The 21503-nt window shown below is 63.7% G+C and carries 17 protein-coding genes and 4 tRNA genes; 18 read left to right on the top strand and 3 right to left on the bottom strand.

The genetic code is table 11. The features are described from left to right. The first annotated feature begins 22 nt into the window (after positions 1-22). The 16 genes from F8N82_RS05385 (at position 23) to F8N82_RS05460 (ending at position 14443) form a co-directional block, all read left to right on the top strand. A complete protein-coding gene (locus tag F8N82_RS05385) occupies positions 23-1033 on the top strand; it encodes an aspartate-semialdehyde dehydrogenase (RefSeq protein WP_038994186.1) in 1011 nt (336 codons plus the stop codon). A gap of 70 nt (positions 1034-1103) precedes the next feature. Then, complete coding sequence (locus F8N82_RS05390) at positions 1104-3857, top strand: FimV/HubP family polar landmark protein (protein ID WP_038994188.1); 2754 nt, start codon at positions 1104-1106, stop codon at positions 3855-3857. 120 nt (positions 3858-3977) lie between these two features. Then, positions 3978-4802, top strand: a complete 825-nt coding sequence (gene truA / locus F8N82_RS05395) for a tRNA pseudouridine(38-40) synthase TruA (protein ID WP_038999226.1) — start codon at positions 3978-3980, stop codon at positions 4800-4802. Positions 4803-4863: 61 nt separating this feature from the next. Further along, positions 4864-5484 carry a phosphoribosylanthranilate isomerase gene (locus F8N82_RS05400; protein WP_038994190.1) on the top strand — a complete coding sequence of 207 codons (621 nt, stop codon included), beginning with the start codon at positions 4864-4866 and terminating at the stop codon, positions 5482-5484. Between the two features lie 279 nt (positions 5485-5763). Then, a complete protein-coding gene (gene accD / locus F8N82_RS05405; RefSeq protein WP_038994191.1) occupies positions 5764-6684 on the top strand; it encodes an acetyl-CoA carboxylase, carboxyltransferase subunit beta in 921 nt (306 codons plus the stop codon). Beyond that, a complete protein-coding gene (folC, locus tag F8N82_RS05410; protein ID WP_038994192.1) occupies positions 6681-7988 on the top strand; it encodes a bifunctional tetrahydrofolate synthase/dihydrofolate synthase in 1308 nt (435 codons plus the stop codon). Before accD ends, folC begins: the two co-directional genes overlap by 4 nt. Continuing rightward, positions 7972-8634, top strand: coding sequence for an SPOR domain-containing protein (locus tag F8N82_RS05415; RefSeq protein ID WP_038994193.1), 663 nt, complete (start codon positions 7972-7974; stop codon positions 8632-8634). Before folC ends, F8N82_RS05415 begins: the two co-directional genes overlap by 17 nt. A gap of 99 nt (positions 8635-8733) precedes the next feature. Beyond that, complete coding sequence (locus tag F8N82_RS05420; protein ID WP_036996463.1) at positions 8734-9288, top strand: CvpA family protein; 555 nt, start codon at positions 8734-8736, stop codon at positions 9286-9288. Between the two features lie 41 nt (positions 9289-9329). After that, positions 9330-10835: an amidophosphoribosyltransferase gene (gene purF / locus F8N82_RS05425; protein ID WP_038994195.1), complete on the top strand. Its 1506-nt coding sequence runs from the start codon at positions 9330-9332 to the stop codon at positions 10833-10835. 15 nt (positions 10836-10850) lie between these two features. Next, positions 10851-12062, top strand: a complete 1212-nt coding sequence (locus tag F8N82_RS05430; RefSeq protein WP_038994196.1) for an O-succinylhomoserine sulfhydrylase — start codon at positions 10851-10853, stop codon at positions 12060-12062. Positions 12063-12073: 11 nt separating this feature from the next. Continuing rightward, a complete protein-coding gene (locus F8N82_RS05435) occupies positions 12074-12832 on the top strand; it encodes an SDR family oxidoreductase (protein WP_176470410.1) in 759 nt (252 codons plus the stop codon). Between the two features lie 95 nt (positions 12833-12927). Beyond that, positions 12928-13003 (top strand) — tRNA-Val (locus F8N82_RS05440). A gap of 76 nt (positions 13004-13079) precedes the next feature. Further along, positions 13080-13156, top strand: a tRNA-Asp gene (locus tag F8N82_RS05445). Positions 13157-13253: 97 nt separating this feature from the next. Beyond that, positions 13254-13330: transfer RNA gene (locus F8N82_RS05450), tRNA-Asp, on the top strand. Positions 13331-13441: 111 nt separating this feature from the next. Then, positions 13442-13518 (top strand) — tRNA-Asp (locus F8N82_RS05455). Between the two features lie 175 nt (positions 13519-13693). Then, positions 13694-14443: an SDR family oxidoreductase gene (locus F8N82_RS05460; protein WP_038994199.1), complete on the top strand. Its 750-nt coding sequence runs from the start codon at positions 13694-13696 to the stop codon at positions 14441-14443. Positions 14444-14451: 8 nt separating this feature from the next. On the opposite strand, the gene F8N82_RS05465 is transcribed toward F8N82_RS05460, so the two are convergent. Next, positions 14452-16005, bottom strand: coding sequence for a methyl-accepting chemotaxis protein (locus F8N82_RS05465; RefSeq protein WP_038994200.1), 1554 nt, complete (start codon positions 16003-16005; stop codon positions 14452-14454). Positions 16006-16276: 271 nt separating this feature from the next. Here F8N82_RS05465 and F8N82_RS05470 point away from each other — a divergent pair, with 271 nt between their 5' ends. Next, positions 16277-17149: a DUF2242 domain-containing protein gene (locus F8N82_RS05470; RefSeq protein ID WP_038994202.1), complete on the top strand. Its 873-nt coding sequence runs from the start codon at positions 16277-16279 to the stop codon at positions 17147-17149. 203 nt (positions 17150-17352) lie between these two features. Here F8N82_RS05470 and F8N82_RS05475 read toward each other — a convergent pair whose 3' ends face one another. Together F8N82_RS05475 and F8N82_RS05480 are read right to left on the bottom strand one after the other, a co-directional pair. Beyond that, positions 17353-18393 carry an AraC family transcriptional regulator gene (locus tag F8N82_RS05475; RefSeq protein WP_038994203.1) on the bottom strand — a complete coding sequence of 347 codons (1041 nt, stop codon included), beginning with the start codon at positions 18391-18393 and terminating at the stop codon, positions 17353-17355. Between the two features lie 3 nt (positions 18394-18396). Next, positions 18397-19518, bottom strand: a complete 1122-nt coding sequence (locus F8N82_RS05480) for a nitrilase-related carbon-nitrogen hydrolase (protein WP_038994204.1) — start codon at positions 19516-19518, stop codon at positions 18397-18399. A gap of 232 nt (positions 19519-19750) precedes the next feature. On the opposite strand from F8N82_RS05480, the gene F8N82_RS05485 reads away from it, so the two are divergent. After that, on the top strand, positions 19751-21478 hold the full coding sequence (locus tag F8N82_RS05485; RefSeq protein WP_038994205.1) for a ShlB/FhaC/HecB family hemolysin secretion/activation protein: 1728 nt from the start codon (positions 19751-19753) through the stop codon (positions 21476-21478). Positions 21479-21503 lie beyond the last annotated feature (25 nt).

A 21503-nucleotide genomic window follows, 5' to 3' on the forward strand; every position in this document is an offset into this window, starting at 1 on the left:
CGTTCCAGCAGAGGATTTTTCCATGAGCCAGCCTATTGATATCGCCGTCATCGGTGCCACCGGTACTGTCGGTGAAACCCTTGTCCAGATTCTGGATGAATGCGATTTCCCGGTCGGCACCCTGCACCTGCTGGCCAGCAACGAATCGGCGGGTAGCGGCGTGATGTTCCGCAGCAAGAGCCTTCGCGTGCGCGAGGTCGACAGCTTCGACTTCAGCAAGGTCAAGCTGGCCTTCTTTGCCGCCGGCCCCGCGGTGACCCGCAGCTTCGCGCCACGGGCCCAGGCAGCCGGTTGTGCGGTGATCGACCTGTCCGGCGGCCTGCCGGCCGAGCAGGCGCCAGCGGTGGTGCCGGAAGCCAACCCAGCAGTGCTCGACAGCCTCAAGGCCCCGCTGCAACTGAGCAGCCCGAGCAGTGCTGCGATCGCCCTGGCGGTCACCCTGGCGCCACTCAAGGGCCTGCTGGAACTTGAGCGTGTCAACGTCACCGCCTGCCTGGCGGTCTCGGCCCAGGGCCGCGAGGCGGTCAATGAACTGGCCCGGCAGACCGCCGAGCTGCTCAATGCCCGCCCGCTGGAGCCGCGTTTCTTCGACCGGCAGATGGCGTTCAACCTGCTGGCCCAGGTCGGTGCCAGCGACACCGAAGGCCATGGCGCCCTGGAGCGCCGCCTGGTCAGCGAGTTGCGCGAAGTGCTCGGCTTGCCTTCACTGAAGATTTCCGTGACCTGCGTTCAAGTCCCGGTGTTTTTCGGCGATAGCTACAGTGTGTCCGTGCAAAGCCGCACGCCAGTCGACCTGGCGGCGGTCAATGCCGCACTGGAAGCTGCTGAGAGCATCGAGCTGGTGGAGGAGGGTGATTATCCGACGCCGGTGGGTGACGCAGTGGGCCAGGACGTGGTCTATGTTGGACGGGTACGCGGTGGAATCGACGAGGCTGAGCAGCTCAACCTCTGGCTGACCACCGACAATGTGCGCAAAGGCGCGGCCCTGAACGCAGTACAGCTGGCGCAATTGTTGATAAAAGGCCTTGTGTAAAAGATACTTGCCGACAATTTGCCCCACTTGTTCTCGGTTGCCGGGGAAGGTTCATTCAAAGGAAGAGGTCATGCTTCGAATTCGCAAACTGGTCTTAGCAATTGCCGCGGCGTCGGCGCTGTCGTCCGGTATGGCGCATGCCCTCGGGTTGGGCGAGCTGACCTTGAAGTCAGCGCAGAACCAGCCCCTGGATGCCGAGATCGAACTGCTCGATGTCCGCGACCTGACGGCGGCCGAAGTGGCGCCGAGCCTGGCGCCGCCCGAAGAGTTCGCCAAGGCCGGTGTCGAGCGCCAGGCGTTTCTCAATGACCTGAACTTCACCACGGTGATCAACCCCAACGGCAAGAGCGTGTTGCGGGTGACCTCGAGCCAGCCGCTGCCGGCACCGATGGTCAAGTTCCTGGTCCAGGTCATGTGGCCGAGCGGCCGCCTGCTGCGCGACTACAGCGTGCTGATCGACCCGGCCAAGTTCAACACCCCGGCCGGTCAGCCAGCACCGGCGGGCGTTACGCCTGCGGTGACCGCGGCCAACTACACCACCGTGCGTCGCGACACCCTGTGGGAAATCGCTTCGAAAGCCCGTCAGGGCGGATCAGTGCAGCAGACCATGCTGGCCATCCAGGCACTGAACCCGGATGCCTTCATCAACGGCAACATCAACTTGCTGAAAACCGGCCAGGTCCTGCGCCTGCCCGATCAACAGCAGATCACCAGTATTCCCCAGGGCCAGGCCGTCACCGAGGTTGCCGAGCAGTACGCTGCCTGGCGCCAAGGCCGGCGTCTGGGCCCGCGTGCCCGGCAGCTCGACGCTACCCGGCGCAGCGCTGCAGAAGCGGCACCGGCGCGCATCGCCAACCAGGACAACCTCAAGCTGGTCACACCCGGCAGCACGGCCGCTGCGGGCAGCAAAGGCCTCAACGACAAGCTGGCCATGGCTCAGGAAAGCCTGGATACCAGTCGTCGTGACAACGAAGAACTCAAAGGCCGCATGACCGACCTGCAGAGCCAGCTGGACAAACTGCAGCGCCTGATCGCGCTGAAGAACGACCAGTTGGCCAAACTCGAAGCCCAGGGTGCCGCCGATGCGGGTACGCCTGAAGCTGTTGCGGCCCAGCCACCGGCGGTAACCGCCGAGCTGCAACCGGCCCCAGCCGAGCCTGTGGTCACGCCAGCCCCGGCTGCGGTCGATACCGCACCGGTTGACCCGGCGCAGCCTGCGGCTGCCGACCAGGCGCCGGCCGACTCGAACAAGATGCTCGACGACCTGCTCGGCAATCCGTTGCTGCTGGCGTTGATCGCGGGGTCTGCACTGTTGGTGCTGTTGCTTCTGCTGCTGTTGCTGGCACGCAAGCGCAAGGCCGACCAGGAAGCGGAAAAACATCTGCGCATGGCTCGGGCCCTGGCTGAAGAGAGTGATCGCTCTCCAGACCTGGACCTGCCGCCAAGCAGCTTTGAAGGCCTCGACGTGGCGCCGCCGAACGTGACCCTGGCGCCGGCTGTGGTGGCCGCGTCTGCCGCTGCCGCGACAGCCGCCGCATTGCCGGCTGAAGAGCCTGCGCCAGTCGTTACCGAGCCTGAACCGAGCAAACCGGTGCAAGGCCCGATTGCTGCGCCGCTGGTTGCTCCGGCGGCCAGCCCTGCGGCACCGACCGGCGACGCCGTGCTTGATGAAGCGGAACTGAGCATTGCCCGCGGCCGCCTCAATCACGCCGCCGAGCTGCTCGAGCCTGCGGTTGCCGCAGCGCCTGAGCGCAGCGACCTGCGCCTGAAACTGATGGAAGTCTATGCACGCCAGGGCGACCGCGATGCCTTTGTCGGTCATGAGCGCCAACTGATCGCCACCGGCCAGAACCATGCCGACGTCGAGGCCCTGAAAAACCGCTTCCCGGCCATGCTGGCAGTCGCGGCGGCAGGCGTCAGCGCTGCCGCACTGGCGGCCGAACTGGATGCCCAGTACGTCCAGGAGCTGCTGCAGGACGAATCGCCTGCCGAGCCCGTGGCCGAAGTCGAGCCTGTAGTCGAGGCTGAAGTTGCCCCAGTAGTTGGGCCTGTAATCGAAGCCGAGCCGGTTATCGAGCCTGAACCTGTTGTTGAAGAGCCGTTGGCTGACCTTGAGCCTGAGCCTGAAGGCGATCTGGACAGTGCCTTCGACCTGAGCCTGGAAGACGACCTGCAAGGTCTGGAGCTGGACGAGCCGCCACTGCTCGAGGAGCCATCGCTGGCCGTTGAAGAGCCTCAGGCCGAAGAAGTCGCGAGTGAGGCCAGCCAGGCTCAACCGGACTTCGATGCCTTGCTCGCAGAGCATCTTGCCCAGCCTGAACAGGCCCTGGACGACCTCGCCGATTTCGACCTCGACGTTGCCGGCGACGAACCTTCGCCACAACCGAGCAGCGAAAACGTCGACGTCGCCGCCGAGCTGGCAGCGTTCGATGAAACCATGCCGGAGTTCGACCCGCTCAGCGAGCTGGACCTGCCGGAAGACTTCGATCTTTCGCTGTCGCTGGACGACTCTGAGGCCGACAAAAACTTTGCCTCGGAGCTCGATGACGTCAACGCCGAACTCGACAAGCTGTCGCAAAGCCTTGAGCAACCGTCGATCGAGCCGCATTTCACCGAAGCGGACGCCGCTGTAAGCGACGACCTGGACGATGATTTCGACTACCTCGGCGGCGCCGATGAAGTGGCCACCAAGCTTGACCTGGCCCGGGCCTATATCGACATGGGCGACCATGATGGTGCCCGCGACATCCTCGACGAAGTGCGCAAGGACGGCAGCGATGCCCAGCGCCAGGAAGCCGACGAGCTGCTCTCGCGTCTGGTCTGAGTTCAGCTTTTGCATGGCCGACGGCAGCCCCAGTGGCTGCCGTTGTCGTTATAATTCCCGCCATCTGCTAAACCGACAGGCTGTATCCCCTTGGAAATCATTGATAACGCGGCTGCCGAAGTGGCCGCCGAAGGCTTCTTTCGTATCGCCCTGGGCGTTGAGTACAAAGGTTCGCGCTACCGCGGTTGGCAGCGCCAGGCCAGTGGCGTGGCGAGCGTGCAGCAAACCCTGGAAGAGGCCTTGTCGCGGGTGGCCGATTCGCCGGTCATCCTGCATTGCGCCGGGCGCACCGATGCCGGCGTGCATGCCTGCGGCCAGGTAGTGCATTTCGACACCCAGGCGGTGCGCAGCATGAAAGGCTGGACCATGGGCGCCAATATCAACCTGCCGCACGACATCAGTGTGTCCTGGGCCAAGCAAATGCCGGCGCACTTCCATGCGCGCTTCAAGGCCATTGCCCGGCGTTACCGCTATGTGATCTACAACGACCAGATCCGCCCGGCGCACCTCGGTGAAGAGGTGACCTGGAACCACCGCCCGCTGGACGCCGAGCGCATGGCCCTGGCCGCCGAGTACCTGGTCGGCACCCACGATTTCAGTGCTTTTCGCGCTGGCCAGTGCCAGGCCAAGTCGCCGATCAAGAACCTCCATCACCTGCGCGTCACCCGCCACGGCAAGATGATCGTCCTCGACATCCGCGCCAGTGCCTTCCTCCACCATATGGTGCGCAACATTGCCGGCGTGCTGATGACCATCGGCGCCGGCGAGCGTCCGCCAGAGTGGGCCCGGGAAGTACTGGAAAGCCGCGAGCGGCGCGCCGGCGGGGTGACCGCGCATCCGTACGGGCTGTACCTGGTGCAGGTCGAGTACCACGACGAGTTCGAATTGCCCGAGCGTTACATCGGCCCACACTTCCTTACCGGCTACGAGGCATTGACGGGCTGACGGCCCGCAAGCCATTTGCTAACATCCGGGACTTTCCGCTTTCTGCTGAGGTTCACAGGTCATGAGCGCCGTTCGCAGCAAAATCTGCGGCATTACCCGCATCGAGGATGCGCTGGCCGCAGCCGAGGCGGGCGCCGATGCCATCGGCCTGGTGTTCTATGGCAAAAGCCCGCGGGCGGTCGATGTGCAGCAGGCGCGTGCGATCATCGCCGCACTGCCGCCATTCGTCACCACCGTGGGCCTGTTCGTCAACGCCAGCCGTTGCGAGCTGACGGAAATCCTCGAAGCGGTGCCACTGGACCTGCTGCAGTTCCATGGTGATGAAACCCCGGCCGAATGCGCAGGTCACAACCGCCCATGGATCAAGGCCCTGCGCGTGCGCCCGGGCGACGACCTGGAGGCCAGTTGCAAGCTGTACAGCGGTGCCAGCGGCATTCTTCTCGACGCCTATGTGGCCGGCGTGCCGGGCGGTACCGGTGAGGCCTTCGACTGGTCGCTGGTACCGAAGCAACTGAGCAAGCCGATCATCCTCGCCGGCGGCCTGTCGCCTGCTAACGTGGCGCAAGCCATCCAGCAGGTCAGGCCTTACGCGGTGGATGTCAGCGGGGGCGTGGAGCAGGCCAAGGGCATCAAGGATCCGGCACGGATCGAGGCATTTATCCGTGCGGTCAAGCAGGCGTGAAAGCGCGGCATGCTGCGGATGTGACGGCTGGCCGCGCGCCATCGTCCATAGCTTTCGCAGCCCGGTGCTGCCGGATCGCGCCCATGGGCCGGTCGAAATTACCGGGTGACGCCATAGGCGTCGCCCTTACAGGTTGACGAGGGTGCGGTATCGGGGTGGCTCGCTGCAGGCGGGCACCGGAGCCGGACCATCATCGCGACATACACGAATTGAGCTCAAGGGCATACGCGCGAGCTGGCAGCCATAGCCTGCCGGTCGCCGCTACTGGAGAAAGAAAGCATGAGCAACTGGTTAGTAGACAAACTGATCCCTTCGATCATGCGTTCCGAGGTGAAGAAGAGTTCGGTCCCAGAAGGTCTGTGGCACAAGTGCCCGTCCTGCGAGGCCGTGCTGTATCGTCCGGAGCTGGAAAAGACCCTGGATGTCTGCCCTAAGTGCAACCATCACATGCGTATCGGCGCCCGCGCCCGTATCGACATCTTCCTTGACGCCGAAGGCCGCGCGGAACTTGGTGCCGAGCTGGAGCCGGTCGACCGCCTGAAGTTTCGCGATGGCAAGAAGTACAAGGACCGCCTGACTGCCGCCCAGAAGCAGACCGGCGAGAAGGACGCACTGATTTCCATGAGCGGCACCCTGCTGGGCATGCCGATCGTGGTCAGCGCCTTCGAATTCTCCTTCATGGGCGGTTCCATGGGTGCCATCGTCGGCGAGCGTTTCGTACGTGCCGCCAACTACGCCCTGGAAAACCGCTGCCCGATGGTCTGCTTCTCGGCCTCCGGTGGTGCGCGCATGCAGGAAGCGCTGATCTCGCTGATGCAGATGGCCAAGACCTCGGCGGTACTGGCGCGCCTGCGCGAAGAAGGCATTCCGTTCATCTCGGTGCTGACCGACCCGGTCTACGGCGGCGTTTCCGCCAGCCTGGCAATGCTTGGCGACGTCATCGTCGGTGAGCCGAAAGCGCTGATCGGCTTCGCCGGCCCGCGCGTGATCGAGCAGACCGTACGCGAGAAGCTGCCAGAAGGCTTCCAGCGCAGCGAGTTCCTGCTGGAGCACGGCGCCATCGACATGATCATCCCGCGTCAGGAGCTGCGTCCGCGCCTGGGCAACCTGCTGGCCCAGATGATGGGCCTGCCGACGCCGAAGTTCGTCGCTCCGGTGATCGAGCCGATCATCGTTCCGCCGGCGCCTGCCACCGTATGACCCAACGTACCCTTGGCGACTGGCTCGCCTACCTCGAGCAGTTGCATCCGTCGGCCATCGACATGGGCCTGGAGCGTTCGCAACAGGTCGCTGCGCGGCTCGGGCTGGGCCAGCCGGCGCCACGGGTAATCACCGTGACCGGCACCAACGGCAAGGGTTCGACCTGTGCCTTTGTCGCCGCGTTGCTGCGCGCCCAGGGTCTCAAGGTCGGTGTCTACAGCTCGCCGCACCTGCTGCGTTACAACGAGCGGGTGCAGATCAACGGCGCTGAAGCCGGCGATGAGCAACTGTGCCAGGCCTTTGCCGCTGTCGAAGCGGCCCGCGGCGAAATCTCCCTGACCTACTTCGAGGCCGGCACCCTGGCGGCGCTCTGGCTGTTCAAGCAGGCGGCGCTGGACGCCGTGGTGCTTGAGGTCGGCCTGGGCGGGCGGCTGGACACTGTCAACATCGTCGATGCCGATGTTGCACTGGTCACCAGCATAGGTGTCGATCATGTCGACTACCTGGGCGACACGCGAGAGTTGGTGGCCTTCGAGAAGGCCGGGATCTTCCGTCAGGGCAAGCCGGCCCTGTGTGGTGACCTGAACCCGCCACAGCCGCTGCTCGACAAGGCGCGCGAACTGGCGTGCCCGTTCTTCCTGCGTGGGCGTGATTTCGACCTCGCCAGCACCGATCACCACTGGCAGTGGCGGGGCGTCGATGCGCGCGGCCAGACGGTCGAGCTGTATGATCTGCCCCTGCTCGACCTGCCGATGGAAAACGCCGCGCTGGCGCTGCAGGCCTACCTGTTGCTCGACCTGCCGTGGGATGCCGGGCAGATCGCCAAGACCCTGCGCGATACGCGCATGGTCGGCCGCCTTGATCGTCGGGCCTTCACCTGGCAAGGCAAAGCGTTGACTATTCTCATGGATGTCGGGCACAACCCGCATGCTGCCGAGTACCTGGCTCAGCGCCTGGCTGCCCGGCCAGTGCCGGGCAAGCGCCTGGCCGTGTTCGGTTTGCTGGCCGACAAGGACCTCGAAGGGGTGATCAAGCCGCTGCAATCTCAGGTTCAGGCCTGGGCCGTGGCGCCGCTGGAAACCGCCCGCAGCCGGCTTGCAAGCGAGTTGCAGGTGGCGCTGACGAACCTTGGCGCTGTGGTGCAGTCTTACGCCAGTGTTGCGCAGGCCCTGGAAGGGCAGTGCGCACAGGCAACGGCGGATGATGAAATCCTGCTGTTCGGATCATTTTTCTGTGTCGGCGAAGCCTTGCAGTGGCTCGACCGGCAGGCCACGGAGGACGGGGCAAATGGCATTGCTGGATAAAGTGGTCAAGCAACGCATGGTCGGGGCGCTGGTGCTGGTGGCACTGGCGGTGATTTTCCTGCCGATGCTGTTCTCCCGCGAAGACGAAATGCGCCAGGTGCGTGTCTCGGCCCCCGAGGCACCGGCTGCGCCGACCCTGCCGCAAGTGCAGGTCGAGCCTGTTCAGGTCCCGGAGCCGCAGGTGTTGCCTGAAGAGCCGGTCATCGTCGAGCAGTCCGCTGCACCGGTACAGGCGCCGAGCACGCCGATTGCCCCGGCGCCAAGCGCCACGCCGACGTCAGCCCCGGCTGCACCGGCTGTCGCCGCAAAACCGGCTGCGCCTGCGCCAGCCAAGGTCGAAACCAAGCCGGCAGCTACGGTCGCCACCGCGCCTAAACCGGCTGCAAGCAAGGTCGACGCCAATGGCCTGCCGGTCAGCTGGTCGATCCAGATGGCTAGCCTGTCCAATCGCGCAAGCGCCGACAACCTGCAGAAAACCCTGCGCAGCCAGGGCTACAATGCCTATATCCGTTCGGCCGAAGGCATGAACCGGGTGTATGTCGGGCCGTTGATCGAGCGCGCCGAGGCCGAGCGCCTGCGCGATGTGATCAACCGCCAGCAGAAGCTCAAGGGCTTTGTCGTACGCTTCCAGCCCGAGCGCAGTTGAACCCTTGCCGCCCGGCCCGTACCGGGCGGTAAATCACTGCTTACCGACAGCCCGTTGCTCTGGTAAAATGCGCCGCCTTATCCGTTTGCAGGCAACACTGTGGCATTTACCTGGGTCGACTGGGCGATTCTCGCGATCATCGCCATTTCTTCGCTGATCAGTCTCAAGCGCGGCTTTGTCAAAGAGGCCTTGTCGCTGCTTACCTGGATCATCGCCGGTGCCGTGGCCTGGATGTTCGGTGGCTCGCTGTCGCAGTACCTGGAAGCTTATATCCAGACGCCTTCGGCCCGGGTCATCGGCGGATGCGCCATTCTTTTCGTCGCCACCCTGCTGGTGGGGGCCATGATCAACTTTCTCATCGGCGAGCTGATTCGCGTCACCGGGCTGTCCGGGACCGATCGCTTCCTGGGCATGGCCTTTGGTGCCGCCCGTGGGGCCTTGCTGGTGGTAGTGGCTGTCGGGCTGTTGAGCCTGGGGCCGGTACAACAGGATCAGTGGTGGCAGGAGTCTCGCCTCCTGCCACAATTTCTATTGGTGGCTGACTGGTCGAAAAACCTCATTCTGGGTTTCACCAGTCAGTGGCTAGCCAGCGGGATCAGCGCACCGGCTGATCTCCCGTTCCAGGAACAGCTGCTGGGGCCCAAAACGCCTTGAGCGCTTTTCAATCCAGTTTCATTAAGTAGGGGTTGCGTCGCATGTGTGGCATCGTCGGTATCGTCGGTAAGTCGAACGTCAATCAGGCGCTGTATGACGCGCTAACCGTCCTCCAGCACCGCGGCCAGGACGCTGCCGGTATTGTGACCAGTCATGATGGCCGGTTATTCCTGCGCAAGGACAACGGCCTGGTCCGTGACGTGTTCCAGCAGCGCCATATGCAGCGCCTGGTCGGTCACATGGGTATTGGCCATGTGCGCTACCCGACCGCGGGCAGCTCGACCTCGGCCGAGGCCCAGCCGTTCTACGTCAACTCGCCCTACGGCATCACCCTGGCGCACAACGGCAACCTGACCAACGTCGAACAGTTGGCCAAGGAGATCTACGAGTCCGACCTGCGCCACGTCAACACCAATTCCGATTCGGAAGTGCTGCTCAACGTCTTCGCCCATGAGCTGGCGGTGCGTGGCAAGCTGCAACCGACCGAAGAAGACGTGTTCGCCGCGGTCACCGACGTGCACAACCGCTGTGTCGGCGGCTACGCGGTGGTGGCGATGATCACCGGCTATGGCATCGTTGGTTTCCGTGACCCGAACGGTATTCGCCCGATCGTTTTCGGCCAGCGTCACACCGACGAAGGCGTCGAGTACATGATCGCCTCCGAAAGCGTGTCGCTGGACGTGCTGGGCTTCACCCTGATCCGTGACCTGGCACCGGGCGAGGCGGTATACATCACTGAAGAGGGCAAGCTGCACACCCGTCAGTGCGCGACCAACCCGCAGCTGTCGCCGTGCATCTTCGAGCACGTCTACCTGGCTCGCCCTGACTCGATCATCGACGGCGTCTCGGTGTACAAGGCGCGTCTGCGCATGGGCGAGAAGCTGGCCGAGAAGATCCAGCGCGAGCGCCCTGACCACGACATCGACGTGGTCATCCCGATTCCCGACACCAGCCGCACCGCAGCGCTGGAACTGGCCAACCACCTGGGCGTCAAGTTCCGCGAAGGCTTCGTCAAGAACCGCTACATCGGCCGTACCTTCATCATGCCCGGCCAGGCCGCACGCAAGAAATCGGTGCGCCAGAAACTCAACGCCATCGAGCTGGAATTCCGCGGCAAGAACGTGATGCTGGTGGACGACTCGATCGTGCGCGGCACCACCTGCAAGCAGATCATCCAGATGGCCCGCGAAGCCGGCGCGAAAAACGTCTACTTCTGCTCGGCTGCTCCGGCGGTACGCTTCCCTAACGTCTACGGCATCGACATGCCGAGTGCCCACGAGCTGATCGCACACAATCGCAGCACCCAGGATGTCGCCGAACTGATTGGCGCCGACTGGCTGGTCTACCAGGACCTGCCGGACCTGATCGAAGCGGTCGGCGGTGGCAAGATCAAGATCGAGCATTTCGATTGCGCGGTATTCGACGGCAAGTACGTCACCGGCGACATCGACGAAGCCTACCTGGACAAGATCGAGCAGGCGCGTAACGACGCCTCCAAGGTCAAGAACCAGGCGGTCAGCGCGATCATCGACCTCTACAACAACTAAGTTAGGAGCAGCGGCATGACACAGGAATGGGATGCCGGGCGCCTGGACAGCGACCTCGAAGGGGTCGCTTTCGACACGCTGGCGGTACGCGCCGGCCAGCATCGCACGCCGGAAGGTGAGCACAGCGACCCGCTGTTCTTCACCTCCAGCTACGTGTTCCGTACGGCGGCCGATGCCGCCGCGCGGTTCGCCGGCGAGGTTCCAGGCAACGTCTATTCACGCTACACCAACCCGACCGTGCGCGCGTTCGAAGAGCGCATCGCCGCCCTTGAAGGCGCCGAGCAGGCGGTAGCCACCTCCACCGGCATGTCGGCGATCCTCTCGATCGTCATGGCCCTGTGCAGCGCCGGCGACCACGTGCTGGTGTCGCAGAGCGTCTTCGGTTCGACCATCAGCCTGTTCGAGAAGTACTTCAAGCGCTTCGGCGTGCAGGTCGACTACGTGCCGCTGACCGATCTGGCCGCCTGGGACCAGGCGATCAAGGCCAACACCAAGCTGCTGTTCGTCGAATCGCCCTCAAACCCCTTGGCGGAGCTTGTGGATATCGCCGCCCTGGCCGAGATCGCCCATGCCAAGGGCGCGCAACTGGTAGTCGACAACTGTTTCAGCACCCCGGCCTTGCAGCAGCCGCTGAAGCTGGGCGCCGACATTGTCGTGCACTCGGCGACCAAGTTCATCGACGGCCAGGGTCGTTGCATGGGCGGCGTGGTTGCCGGGCGCAGCGAGCAGATGAAGGAAGTGGTGGGCTTTCTGCGCACCGCCGGGCCGTCCCTGAGCCCGTTCAACGCCTGGATCTTCCTCAAGGGCCTGGAGACCCTCAACCTGCGCATGCGCGCCCACTGCGCCAACGCCCAGGCCCTGGCCGAATGGCTGGAGCAGCAGGACGGCATCGACAAGGTCCATTACGCGGGCCTGCAGAGCCATCCGCAGCATGAGCTGGCCAAGCAGCAGATGAGCGGCTTCGGCGCGGTGGTGAGCTTCGAGGTCAAGGGCGGCAAAGAGGGCGCCTGGCGCTTCATCGACGCCACCCGGCTGATTTCGATCACCGCCAACCTGGGTGACAGCAAGACCACCATCACCCACCCGGGCACCACCTCCCACGGCCGTCTGTCGCCGCAGGAGCGTGAGGCCGCCGGCATTCGCGACAGCCTGATCCGGGTTGCCGTGGGCCTGGAAGACGTCGCTGACCTCAAGGCCGATCTGGCCCGCGGGCTGGCGGCGCTGTGATCGACTGGTCGGTGGGCGACAGCAGCCATAACGGCCGCGTCGCCCTGGTCACCGGGGCGGCGCGGGGCATTGGCCTGGGCATTGCTGCCTGGCTGATCAGCGAAGGCTGGCAGGTGGTGCTTACCGACCTCGACCGTGCCCGTGGCGCAAAAGTGGCCAAGGTGCTTGGCGACAACGCCTGGTTCGTCGGCATGGATGTCGCCGACGAAACCCAGGTGATGACCGGCGTTGCCGAGGTGCTGGGCCAGTTTGGCCGGCTCGACGCCCTGGTGTGCAATGCGGCGATTGCCGACCCGCACAACACCACCCTCGAAAGCCTGAGCCTGGCGCACTGGAACCGGGTGCTGGCGGTCAACCTCGGTGGCCCGATGCTGCTGGCCAAGCACTGTGCGCCGTACCTGCGCGCCCATTGCGGGGCGATCGTCAACCTGGCCTCTACCCGTGCTGCGCAATCGGAACCCGACACCGAGGCCTATGCCGCGAGCAAGGGCGGGCTGCTGGCCCTGACCCATGCCCTGGCCATGAGCCTGGGCCCGGAGATTCGCGTCAATGCGGTAAGCCCTGGCTGGATCGATGCCCGTGATCCTGCCCAGCGCCGTGCCGAGCCCCTGAGCGAAGCCGACCATGCCCAGCATCCGGCGGGCAGGGTAGGGACGGTGGAAGATGTGGCGGCGATGGTGGCCTGGTTGCTGTCGCGCAATGCCGGATTCGTCACCGGCCAGGAATTCGTGGTCGACGGTGGTATGACCAAGAAGATGATCTACAAGTAACACTGCTTTTTTTGCCCTTTTTGAAAAAAACTTCAACGGGGGTATTGACTTAGGTTCGATACCTGCGTAAATTTCGCCACCTCAGCGAAGCACACGGGTGATTAGCTCAGCCGGGAGAGCATCTGCCTTACAAGCAGAGGGTCGGCGGTTCGATCCCGTCATCACCCACCACTTCCTGAGATGTTCCTGACCCGACACTTTCGCAAGAAGGTGTTACCAGAGAGGAACCGGACGCAAGTCCATATGCGCAGCGGTAGTTCAGTCGGTTAGAATACCGGCCTGTCACGCCGGGGGTCGCGGGTTCGAGTCCCGTCCGCTGCGCCACTATTTTCCAGATCGGTTTAACGACCGGTTTGAGGTTTCAAGGCTAAGGCCTTGTAGCCAGATCCCAGTTTCAAGCGGGCGCAAGCCTGTACGATACGCAGCGGTAGTTCAGTCGGTTAGAATACCGGCCTGTCACGCCGGGGGTCGCGGGTTCGAGTCCCGTCCGCTGCGCCATCTTCGCTTCGAGGCCCTTGAACTCCTCGAAGCAACAAAGAGAGCGACCTGAGGTTGCTTTTTTTGTGCCCGAGATTTGCAGCCTTTACGCAACTCGGGTGAGCACGACACGCAGCGGTAGTTCAGTCGGTTAGAATACCGGCCTGTCACGCCGGGGGTCGCGGGTTCGAGTCCCGTCCGCTGCGCCATATTGCAGTAACAAACAAAGCGCCCCTCGGGTCGCTTTTTTTGTGCCTGAATTTCGGACTCTGCAGGAGCGGCGGTGCGGCGATCCGACTTGACCCGTGATGAGGCCCGCATGATCAACATCAAATCCCTGACAACCGTTATGCTGGAGCCTCCAGTCTTCCACTGAGGTTCAGGATGAACAAGCTTCAAGACTCGATCGCGGTAATCACCGGTGCCGGACGCGGCCTGGGTGCGGCCCTGGCCATCTCCCTGGCTGACGCCGGTTGCAAGGTGGTGCTCTGTGGCCGCAACGAAGCCGCGCTGGCCCAAGTCGCCGCCACCATCGAAACCCGCAGCGGCCATCTGCCGTTGACTGTCCAGGTCGACCTCGCCGACAGCGCCAGCGTCACCCGCGCTACCCAGGCCATCAGCCAGCGCTTGCCAACCATCGACCTGCTGATCAACAACGGCGCCATGTGGCTGGAGCAGAACGAAGAGGGTTATTCCCCTGAAGAGGTCCACGGCGTGATCAACGCCGCAGTCACCGGTACCTTCCTCTTCACCCAGGGCTTGCTGCCTTCCCTGCGCCGCTCTCAGCGCCCGGACATCGTCACCATAGGCTCGATCAGCGCGCTGCCCAATGCCGCCTTGCACAGCGTCTCAGTGCCGTTCTACGCCGCCAAGCAGGCTCAGCGTGCGCTGGCAGAGGGGCTGCACCAGCAGTTGGCCGGTACGCCGATCCGTTCGCTGTGCGTGCACCCGCCGTACCTGGACGATATTTCGCCGACTGAACCTGCCTGGGAGGCGGCTGCCCTGCGTCAGAAGGGCGAGCGCGGCACCAACCGTGACGTGGTCGAGGCCGTGCTGTTTGCCGTGACCCGGCCGCGGCATGTGAGCCTGTCGTCGATCGTGATCGACAGTGATGACGGCGGCCTGTTCGGCTGATCTGACCGTCAAACCCGAAAGCGCGCCACCAGTTGTTGCAGTTCGCTGCCCAGGCGCGCCAGTTCCACCGACGAGGCCGCGGTCTGCTGCGAAGCGGTTGACGACTGTTCAGCCACGTCACGCACGCTGAGCACGCTGCGGTTGATCGATTCGGCCACGCTGCTCTGCTGTTCGGCAGCGGTGGCGATCTGCAGGTTCATGCTCTGGATGCTGGTCACGGTCTGGGTGATGGCCTGCAGTTCGATACCGGCCTGATTGGCCAACGCTACCGTGCCGCCGACCTGCTGCTGGTTGGCGTGCATCATTTCGGCAGCCTTCTGCGCGCCCTGTTGCAAGGACACGATCAGCGTCTCGATCTGCGCTGTCGACTGCTGGGTACGCTGGGCCAGCCCGCGTACCTCGTCGGCCACCACGGCAAAACCGCGGCCGGCCTCGCCAGCGCGCGCTGCTTCAATGGCGGCGTTGAGGGCCAGCAGGTTGGTCTGCTCGGCAATGGCGTTGATCACCGTCATTACCGTGCCGATACGCTCGCTTTCTTCCGACAACTGACTGACCGCACTGGCCGAGTTGCCGATGTCATCGGCCAACTGGCCAATCTGGCTCAGGGCCTGTTGCACCACGCGATTGCCCTGTTTGGCCTGGCTGTCGGCCTGGCGCGTGGCTTCGCTGGCTTCTTCGGCATTGCGCGCGACTTCCTGCACGGTAGCGACCATCTCGCTCATCGCCGTGGCCACCTGGTCGGTCTCGACCTTCTGGCTGGTGATGCCGGCGCTGGTCTGTTCGGTGATGGTCGACAGCTCTTCGGCGGCGGTCGACAGCTGGCGGGTGACATGCCCGGCCTGGCCGAGCATTTCCCGCAGGTTGTTGCCGCTTTGCGCCAGGGCTTGCAACAACTGGCCGAACTCGTCGCGGCGGGGTTCGCTGGCGGTGTTGGTCAGGTCGCCTTCGCCAATGCGCCGGGCAATTTCCACGGCCTGGCGCAGCGGCTGGGTGACCTGACGGATGATCAGCGCGCTGATCAGCACGCCCAGCACCAGGGCGGCGAACAGCAGGCTGAGCATCAAGCTGCGGCTGTTGCTCGACTCCTCGGTGCTCTTCTGGTTTTGCAGGGTGATTAGCTGGTTGATCGCTTCAAGGCCCCGATGGACGTTTTCCAGCAGTTGATCGTGAAGCTTGGTCTGCAGCAGGGTGCCTCCGGTGGCCGCTTTCAGTTGCTCGAACTGCTCCAGGTATTGCTTGAGGTCGTCGCCAGTGGCTGTGAGCAAGCGCTGCGAATCGGCATCGGGCAAGGCGGCGAGGTTTTCCTCGACCAACTGTGTGGCCTGTTGATGGGCCTTGGTCAGCTGGCTGGCGAAGGTGGCGTCGCGCCGTTGCTCGAAGCTCAGTTGGGCGGCGCGCATTTCATTGAGGTTGTCGAGGATGTAATTGACCGACACCAGGCGGTCGGCCCGTTGGGTCAGGGTGTTCAGGCTGTTGATGGCGGTAATGGCCAGCAGCGCCATCAACACCAGGATGGGCGCAAAACCGAGCAACAGCTTGATTTTCACGGAGAGGTTTTTCACCGAGGTAACTCCTGTCGACCTGTATGGATGGGGTGGTGGCTAGTTGCCAGCGTAGCCGTAGAATGTGCCAGGCAATAGTCGGATGGATCCGATCAACAGGTAGGGCTTGGTCGAAGTTGCTGTGGGCTTATCGACCAATGGTCAAACCCCGGCGTCAGGGGCGGTAACTGGCGCCTTGCATGAATTTTCTGCGGTGATTGGCAGGCTATGGTTTCAGCATTCCGCCGATGTGTTGCACAATAGGCACCGACCGTTTTCCTCAGGATTTGCAATGTCAAAGTCAACCGTCTGCAGTGCGCTCGGGCTGGCCCTTGTGCTGGCGGGTGTTTCCGGCTGTTCTTCGAAGAAAGCTGCCATCTACGAACACGAGAATTTCGCCGACTCGGGCACCTTCTCGCGCAGCTTTCCGGTGAGTGAAGCCGGTACCTGCGAAGCGGCGCGCCGTGCCTTGCTCAGCCAGGGCTACATCATCACCAGCAGCGACGCTGGCCAGGTCAATGGCAACAAGAGCTTCCAGCAGACCGGCGATTCTCACCTGCAGATCAGCTTCAATGTGGTCTGCGCCCCTGACAGCGGCGACGAGCAGCGCTCGACCATGTTCGCCAACGCCCTGCAGGACCGCTACGCGCTGAAAAAATCCAACACCTCGGCCAGCCTCGGCGTGGGTGTGCTGGGTTCGGTGTCGATGCCGATCGGTTCCAGCGATGATTCGATGGTCAAGGTCGCCAGCGAGACCGTGACGTCGGCCAAGTTCTACGAGCGTTACTTCGCTCTGGTCGAAAGCTTCCTGCCCAAGGAAAACAAGAAAAAGGCCGACCCCAAGCCTGCGGCCAAGCCGGCAGTGGAGCTGGGTGTGCCGGAAACTGCGCCGGTAGCGCCACCGGCCGCCCTGGCCCCCACGCCGGCCGAAGCGCCTGCGCCAGCGGCTCCGGCGTCTGCCGTGCCGGTCAGCGAACCTGCGCCGGCCCCGGCTGCCGAGGCGCCCGCCGCGCCAGTGGTGGACGACAGCAACGGCTCGAAGCCGGTACCGCCACCGGCAGAAGCTGCGCCGATCAGCGTCCAGGACAGCAGCACGCCGGCCGAGCCGACCCCGAGCATCGCCCCGGCAGCACCGGCCAGCAGCAGCGGGCAGGCGCCGCTGTAAATTCAGCAGTCCCTGCTACGTTGTTTTGATAAGCGTCATTGTCATTTTTCTTTCATCACGGCACTTTAGGCTCGTTGACGAATCAATGACATGAATGTGAAACGACGGAGCAGATGATGGACGACTATCAAGAAGAACTACTCGAATACCGCGCCATTGAGCTCGACCCGGTCGAGCCCGCCGAAGACGCTACCGAGCTGTAATCAGCCGGTACGCCGCTGGCTGCGGCGAAACTCCCCCGGAGTGATACCGTTCCAGCGCTTGAACGCGCGCTGAAAGGCCTCTGCCGAGGCAAACCCGAGCAAATAGGCGATCTCGCCAAAGGCCAGCTCCGTGTCGCGGATGTAGGTCATGGCCAGGTCGCGCCGGGTATCGTTGAGGATGGCGCGAAACTGCGTGCCTTCCTCGGCCAGCTTGCGCCGCAGGGTCCAGGTCGGCAGTTGCAGATGCCTGGCCACTTCCTCCAGATCCGGTTCCCGTCCGCCGTTCAGCAACGGCCCCAGCAGGTGCGCGATGCGCTCGCCCAGGCTGCGTATCCGTGTGCGTTGTTCAAGCTCCGCCTCACACAGTTGCAGCAGGTGCTGCCAGGTGCTCGGGCAGTGCGCCGGGTTGCGCAGGGCAAGGTTGGCGCGGCTCAGGCGCAACTGGTTGGTGGGCGCGCCGAACTGTACTTGGTTGCTGCTCAAGGCCTGGTAGTGGGCGGCGTAGGCGGGCGCCTCGAACTCGATCTCGACCCGTTCCGCCAGCAGGACCACCCCTGCCAGGCTCGACAACTGCGCCAGCCAGCCGGCCAATAGTGAATCCACTACAAAGCGGTTGTAGGCGTTGTACGGGCTGATCGAGTAGAAGCGCAGCCAGGCGCCGCCGCTGTCCTCATGAAAGCTTGAGTGCCCGCGGTAGTTGGCCGCATACAGGGGCTCGAAGCGCAGCAAGGTGCGCGCCGCTTCGCCGACTGTTGGCGCTTGCGCTGCGGTGACGCCGGCCAGGCCGGCCTGGCCGAGGCGGCTGATGTGGCCCATGTGCAGCCCGAGGGCCGGATCGCCGGTCAGCTCGATGGCGGCATGGCCCAGGTGCATATAGCGCGGGATCGACAGGCGCGCGCCCGGTTCAGCCAGGCGCGCCGAGTCCAGCCCGTAGCGGGTGAGCAGGGGCCCGGGATCGATCCCGCGTTGTTGCAGGGTTTCGCTCAACGGCTGGATAAAACCGACCGACAGATCGCCCAGGCGCACACGCGGGCTGTTCATGCCTTACAGCCAGACGTTCAACAGGCGCGCACCCGGGCTGGCGGTGCCGCCCAGGTTCGCTCCGTTGAGTTGGGCAAAGCCCTGGCCATCGGCGGCCTGGTCCCAGAAGCGCCCGCGCAGGAACACGCTCATGCTGCTGACCTTGGCGGCGTTGGCGTCCAGGGTCAGGCGCTGCCAGGCGTCGCGTTCGCTCACTTGACCAGGCTTGAGCGCCAGCGACGAGGCCAGCGGCTGATGGCGGTTGCCGCGCCATGGCGCGTTCCAGCTGTTGAGGCCGCTGAGGAACACCGGGTTGGCGACGATCTGGGCGAACTGGTTGACCAGTTGCTGCTGGTTGCTCGGGTACCAGCTGTCGCTGCCGATCAACACGCCGAGGCGCCCGGCCGGGGTTTGCAGTACTTGCGGCGGCTGGTCGGTGCCGCTGCTGATAAAGCGCCGCACTTCACTGTCCGGGTGCTGCTGGCGTTGCGGCTGGCCGAGTACCGAACCATCGCTGGCGAATACCAGGCTGGCGTTGTACAGGGCGCCGGAGCCGATCCGCAGGGTGCCGCGCTCGACATAGGGTTCAGGTAGCACGATGGAACCCGCCACCAGGGTCACGCCGAACTCCTTGGCCAGGCCGCCGAACAGCTGCTGGTAGTCCTCGGCCATCTGCCCGGCCTTCATTCGCAGGTGGGCATCGGCGCGGCGGTCGTCACCTTCGGCGCCAAGCATGGCCAGGCCATAACGCAGCGGGTTGCTCAGCTCCAGCCACTGCAGGGCTTCGCGGCGCTCAGTGACCTGGTACAGCTCGTTTTTCTCGCCACGGGCCCACAGCCAGGTGCCGATGTGTTCCGGCAGGATAACGATGGTCTTGGCGTTGATCAGGCCCTGGGCGCGGGCATGTTCAAGGTAGGCGGCCAGCTTGCGATGCAGGCGCTGCAGGCTCTGGTAGTCACCGGGGAACAGTTGCGGCTCGACGCCCAGCAGGTTGCCGTGATCGGCCGGCACGCCTTCGCTCAGGGCCAGCTCGATGCGCAGGTCCGACAGGTAGTGCCCGGCCGGGCGCTGTTCGGTCCAGAACCCGTAGCCACTCAGGGCGGCAATGACAACCAGCGCCAGGGCGCTCAACAGAAGTTTTCGCATGGCTGGGAATTTTACTGAGATTTGCCATAGCAATACAGCAAATCAACGGTTTAGTGCAGCTTTTCTCCCTTGTCGTTGGCTCGCCGCCCTTGGGTTTATGGAAAGGGGCTTAATAGCGATTGAGTCGCAAACAGCGGTTTTTACTACCGTCTGGACAGGCTGAGTGCCTCGAATTCTTGTCTGAACAGATGGGTGATGTTAATTTGCCACTAATTTTTTCGATGGATCGAACATGCACCCCGTATTTCCAGGGACGCGGTTTTTGCCTGGCCTATTGGTTTTCAGCGCACTTCTTACGAGCACCGTCCACGCCGCTACATTGACTTCCCCGGGTGACCAGGACCTGATCCGTGACCGTCAGGACCGCCTGCTCGAAGAGCAGCGCCGACGCCTTGAGGAACTCAAGGATCTACCCGGCAAGCCTGCCACCCCTGCAGCGCCCGCGGCCCCTGCCGACAGCCGTTGCTTTCTCATCAAGCAGATCGAACTCAAGGGCGCCGATTCCCTTTCGGCCGTCGCGCGTGAGCGCCTCCTGCAGCCGTACATCGGCCAGTGCCTGGGCGTGGCCCAGCTCAACGAACTGCTCAAGGTCATCACTGATCACTACATCGAAAAAGGCCTGGTCACCAGTCGCGCCTATCTGCCGCAACAGGACCTTTCCAGCGGGCATCTGCAAGTGCTGGTGGTTGAAGGTCGCCTTGAGGGCTTGAAAGGAGCCGAGGGCAGCGAACTGTCCAGCCGTGAGTTGGCCATGGCCTTTCCGGGTAAGACAGGCGAGCTGCTCAATCTGCGCGATATCGAGCAACTGGTGGATCAACTCAACCGCTTGCCATCGAACCAGGCGCAGATGGAATTGGCGCCTGGCAAGGCCGTGGGCGGCAGCGAAGTACTGGTCAAGAACAACCCGAAAAAACCTTGGCGTGCTGGCCTGTGGCGCAGCAACGAGGGTCAGAAAAGCACCGGTGAGCAGCAATGGGGCAGCAGCTTTGAATGGGACAGCCCCCTGGGGCTGGCGGACCAGTTGATGCTGCGCGGCGGGCGTGACGCGGTCAGTGATCACCAGCGCATCTCCCATAACGAGACGCTCAACTACAACCTGCCAATGGGCTGGTGGAACTTCAACTACAACTTCAACCAGAGTCGCTATCGCTCCCAGGGCGAGGTCAACGGCTTTGGGTTCAAGCAGAGCGGTGATAGCGAGAGCCATCAACTGCGCGCTGAACGGGTGGTTCACCGAGACGCCCTGAGCAAGACGTCGCTCAACGCCGGTCTGTCGCACCTGCGCACCAACAACTACATCGAGAAGAGCCGCCTGGGGGTCAGCAGCAACCGGCTGACCGAGGCCCAGTTCGGCATCAACCACGGGCGCCGGGTTGGTAATGCGTTCGTCAACCTCGACCTGGGTCTGCAGCAGGGCATCAGTGCCCTGGGCGCTCAGGATCAGGCAGAACGCGGTGAGCTCGGTAGCCGGCAGGCAAACGCCAGGTACCGAAAGTACACCGCCACGATCAGCTACTTGCAGCCCTTCAAGTTGTGGGGTGAGTCGCTGGTGTTCAGCAGCTTGATGACCGGTCAACGCAGCGAAGACATCCTCTTCAGCCCCCAGCGTATGAGCGTGGGCGGGTTGTCTTCGGTGCGTGGCTACAAGGACCAGACTTTATCCGGCGACAGCGGCGGTTACTGGCGCAACGACGTGCGCTGGAGCCGGGCGGTGACCTGGGACTGGTTACACCCGCTGCTGAGCGAGTATGGCGCTGGCCTTGGCTACGACCAGGGTGTGATCCGTAATGATCGTTACAACGGTGAGGTCCACGGAAGGGCTTCCAGCAATTCCCTGGAGTTGTTCACCCGTGGCCAGCACATGGCCGCCAGCGTGACCTTCGCCCACTCCCTGGAACGCCCGGCCGCCTTGAGCGAGCACGAAGCGCCGATCTACTTCCGCCTGGATTTCTACCTTTAATTTTCGCTTTTCCGAGACAGCCGAC

This window comes from Pseudomonas fluorescens (genome assembly GCF_902497775.2).
Classification (GTDB): domain Bacteria; phylum Pseudomonadota; class Gammaproteobacteria; order Pseudomonadales; family Pseudomonadaceae; genus Aquipseudomonas; species Aquipseudomonas putida_F.

What these genes read in the sequence shown, in the direction of transcription:
- F8N82_RS05430 (WP_038994196.1), top strand. Translation starts at nt 10,851, where the DNA reads ATGACACAGGAATGGGATGCCGGGCGCCTGGACAGCGACCTCGAAGGG.
- purF (WP_038994195.1), top strand. Translation starts at nt 9,330, where the DNA reads ATGTGTGGCATCGTCGGTATCGTCGGTAAGTCGAACGTCAATCAGGCG.
- F8N82_RS05480 (WP_038994204.1), bottom strand. Translation starts at nt 19,518, where the DNA reads ATGCGAAAACTTCTGTTGAGCGCCCTGGCGCTGGTTGTCATTGCCGCC.
- F8N82_RS05385 (WP_038994186.1), top strand. Translation starts at nt 23, where the DNA reads ATGAGCCAGCCTATTGATATCGCCGTCATCGGTGCCACCGGTACTGTC.
- F8N82_RS05390 (WP_038994188.1), top strand. Translation starts at nt 1,104, where the DNA reads ATGCTTCGAATTCGCAAACTGGTCTTAGCAATTGCCGCGGCGTCGGCG.
- F8N82_RS05470 (WP_038994202.1), top strand. Translation starts at nt 16,277, where the DNA reads ATGTCAAAGTCAACCGTCTGCAGTGCGCTCGGGCTGGCCCTTGTGCTG.
- F8N82_RS05475 (WP_038994203.1), bottom strand. Translation starts at nt 18,393, where the DNA reads ATGAACAGCCCGCGTGTGCGCCTGGGCGATCTGTCGGTCGGTTTTATC.
- F8N82_RS05460 (WP_038994199.1), top strand. Translation starts at nt 13,694, where the DNA reads ATGAACAAGCTTCAAGACTCGATCGCGGTAATCACCGGTGCCGGACGC.
- F8N82_RS05400 (WP_038994190.1), top strand. Translation starts at nt 4,864, where the DNA reads ATGAGCGCCGTTCGCAGCAAAATCTGCGGCATTACCCGCATCGAGGAT.
- F8N82_RS05485 (WP_038994205.1), top strand. Translation starts at nt 19,751, where the DNA reads ATGCACCCCGTATTTCCAGGGACGCGGTTTTTGCCTGGCCTATTGGTT.
- accD (WP_038994191.1), top strand. Translation starts at nt 5,764, where the DNA reads ATGAGCAACTGGTTAGTAGACAAACTGATCCCTTCGATCATGCGTTCC.
- folC (WP_038994192.1), top strand. Translation starts at nt 6,681, where the DNA reads ATGACCCAACGTACCCTTGGCGACTGGCTCGCCTACCTCGAGCAGTTG.
- F8N82_RS05415 (WP_038994193.1), top strand. Translation starts at nt 7,972, where the DNA reads ATGGCATTGCTGGATAAAGTGGTCAAGCAACGCATGGTCGGGGCGCTG.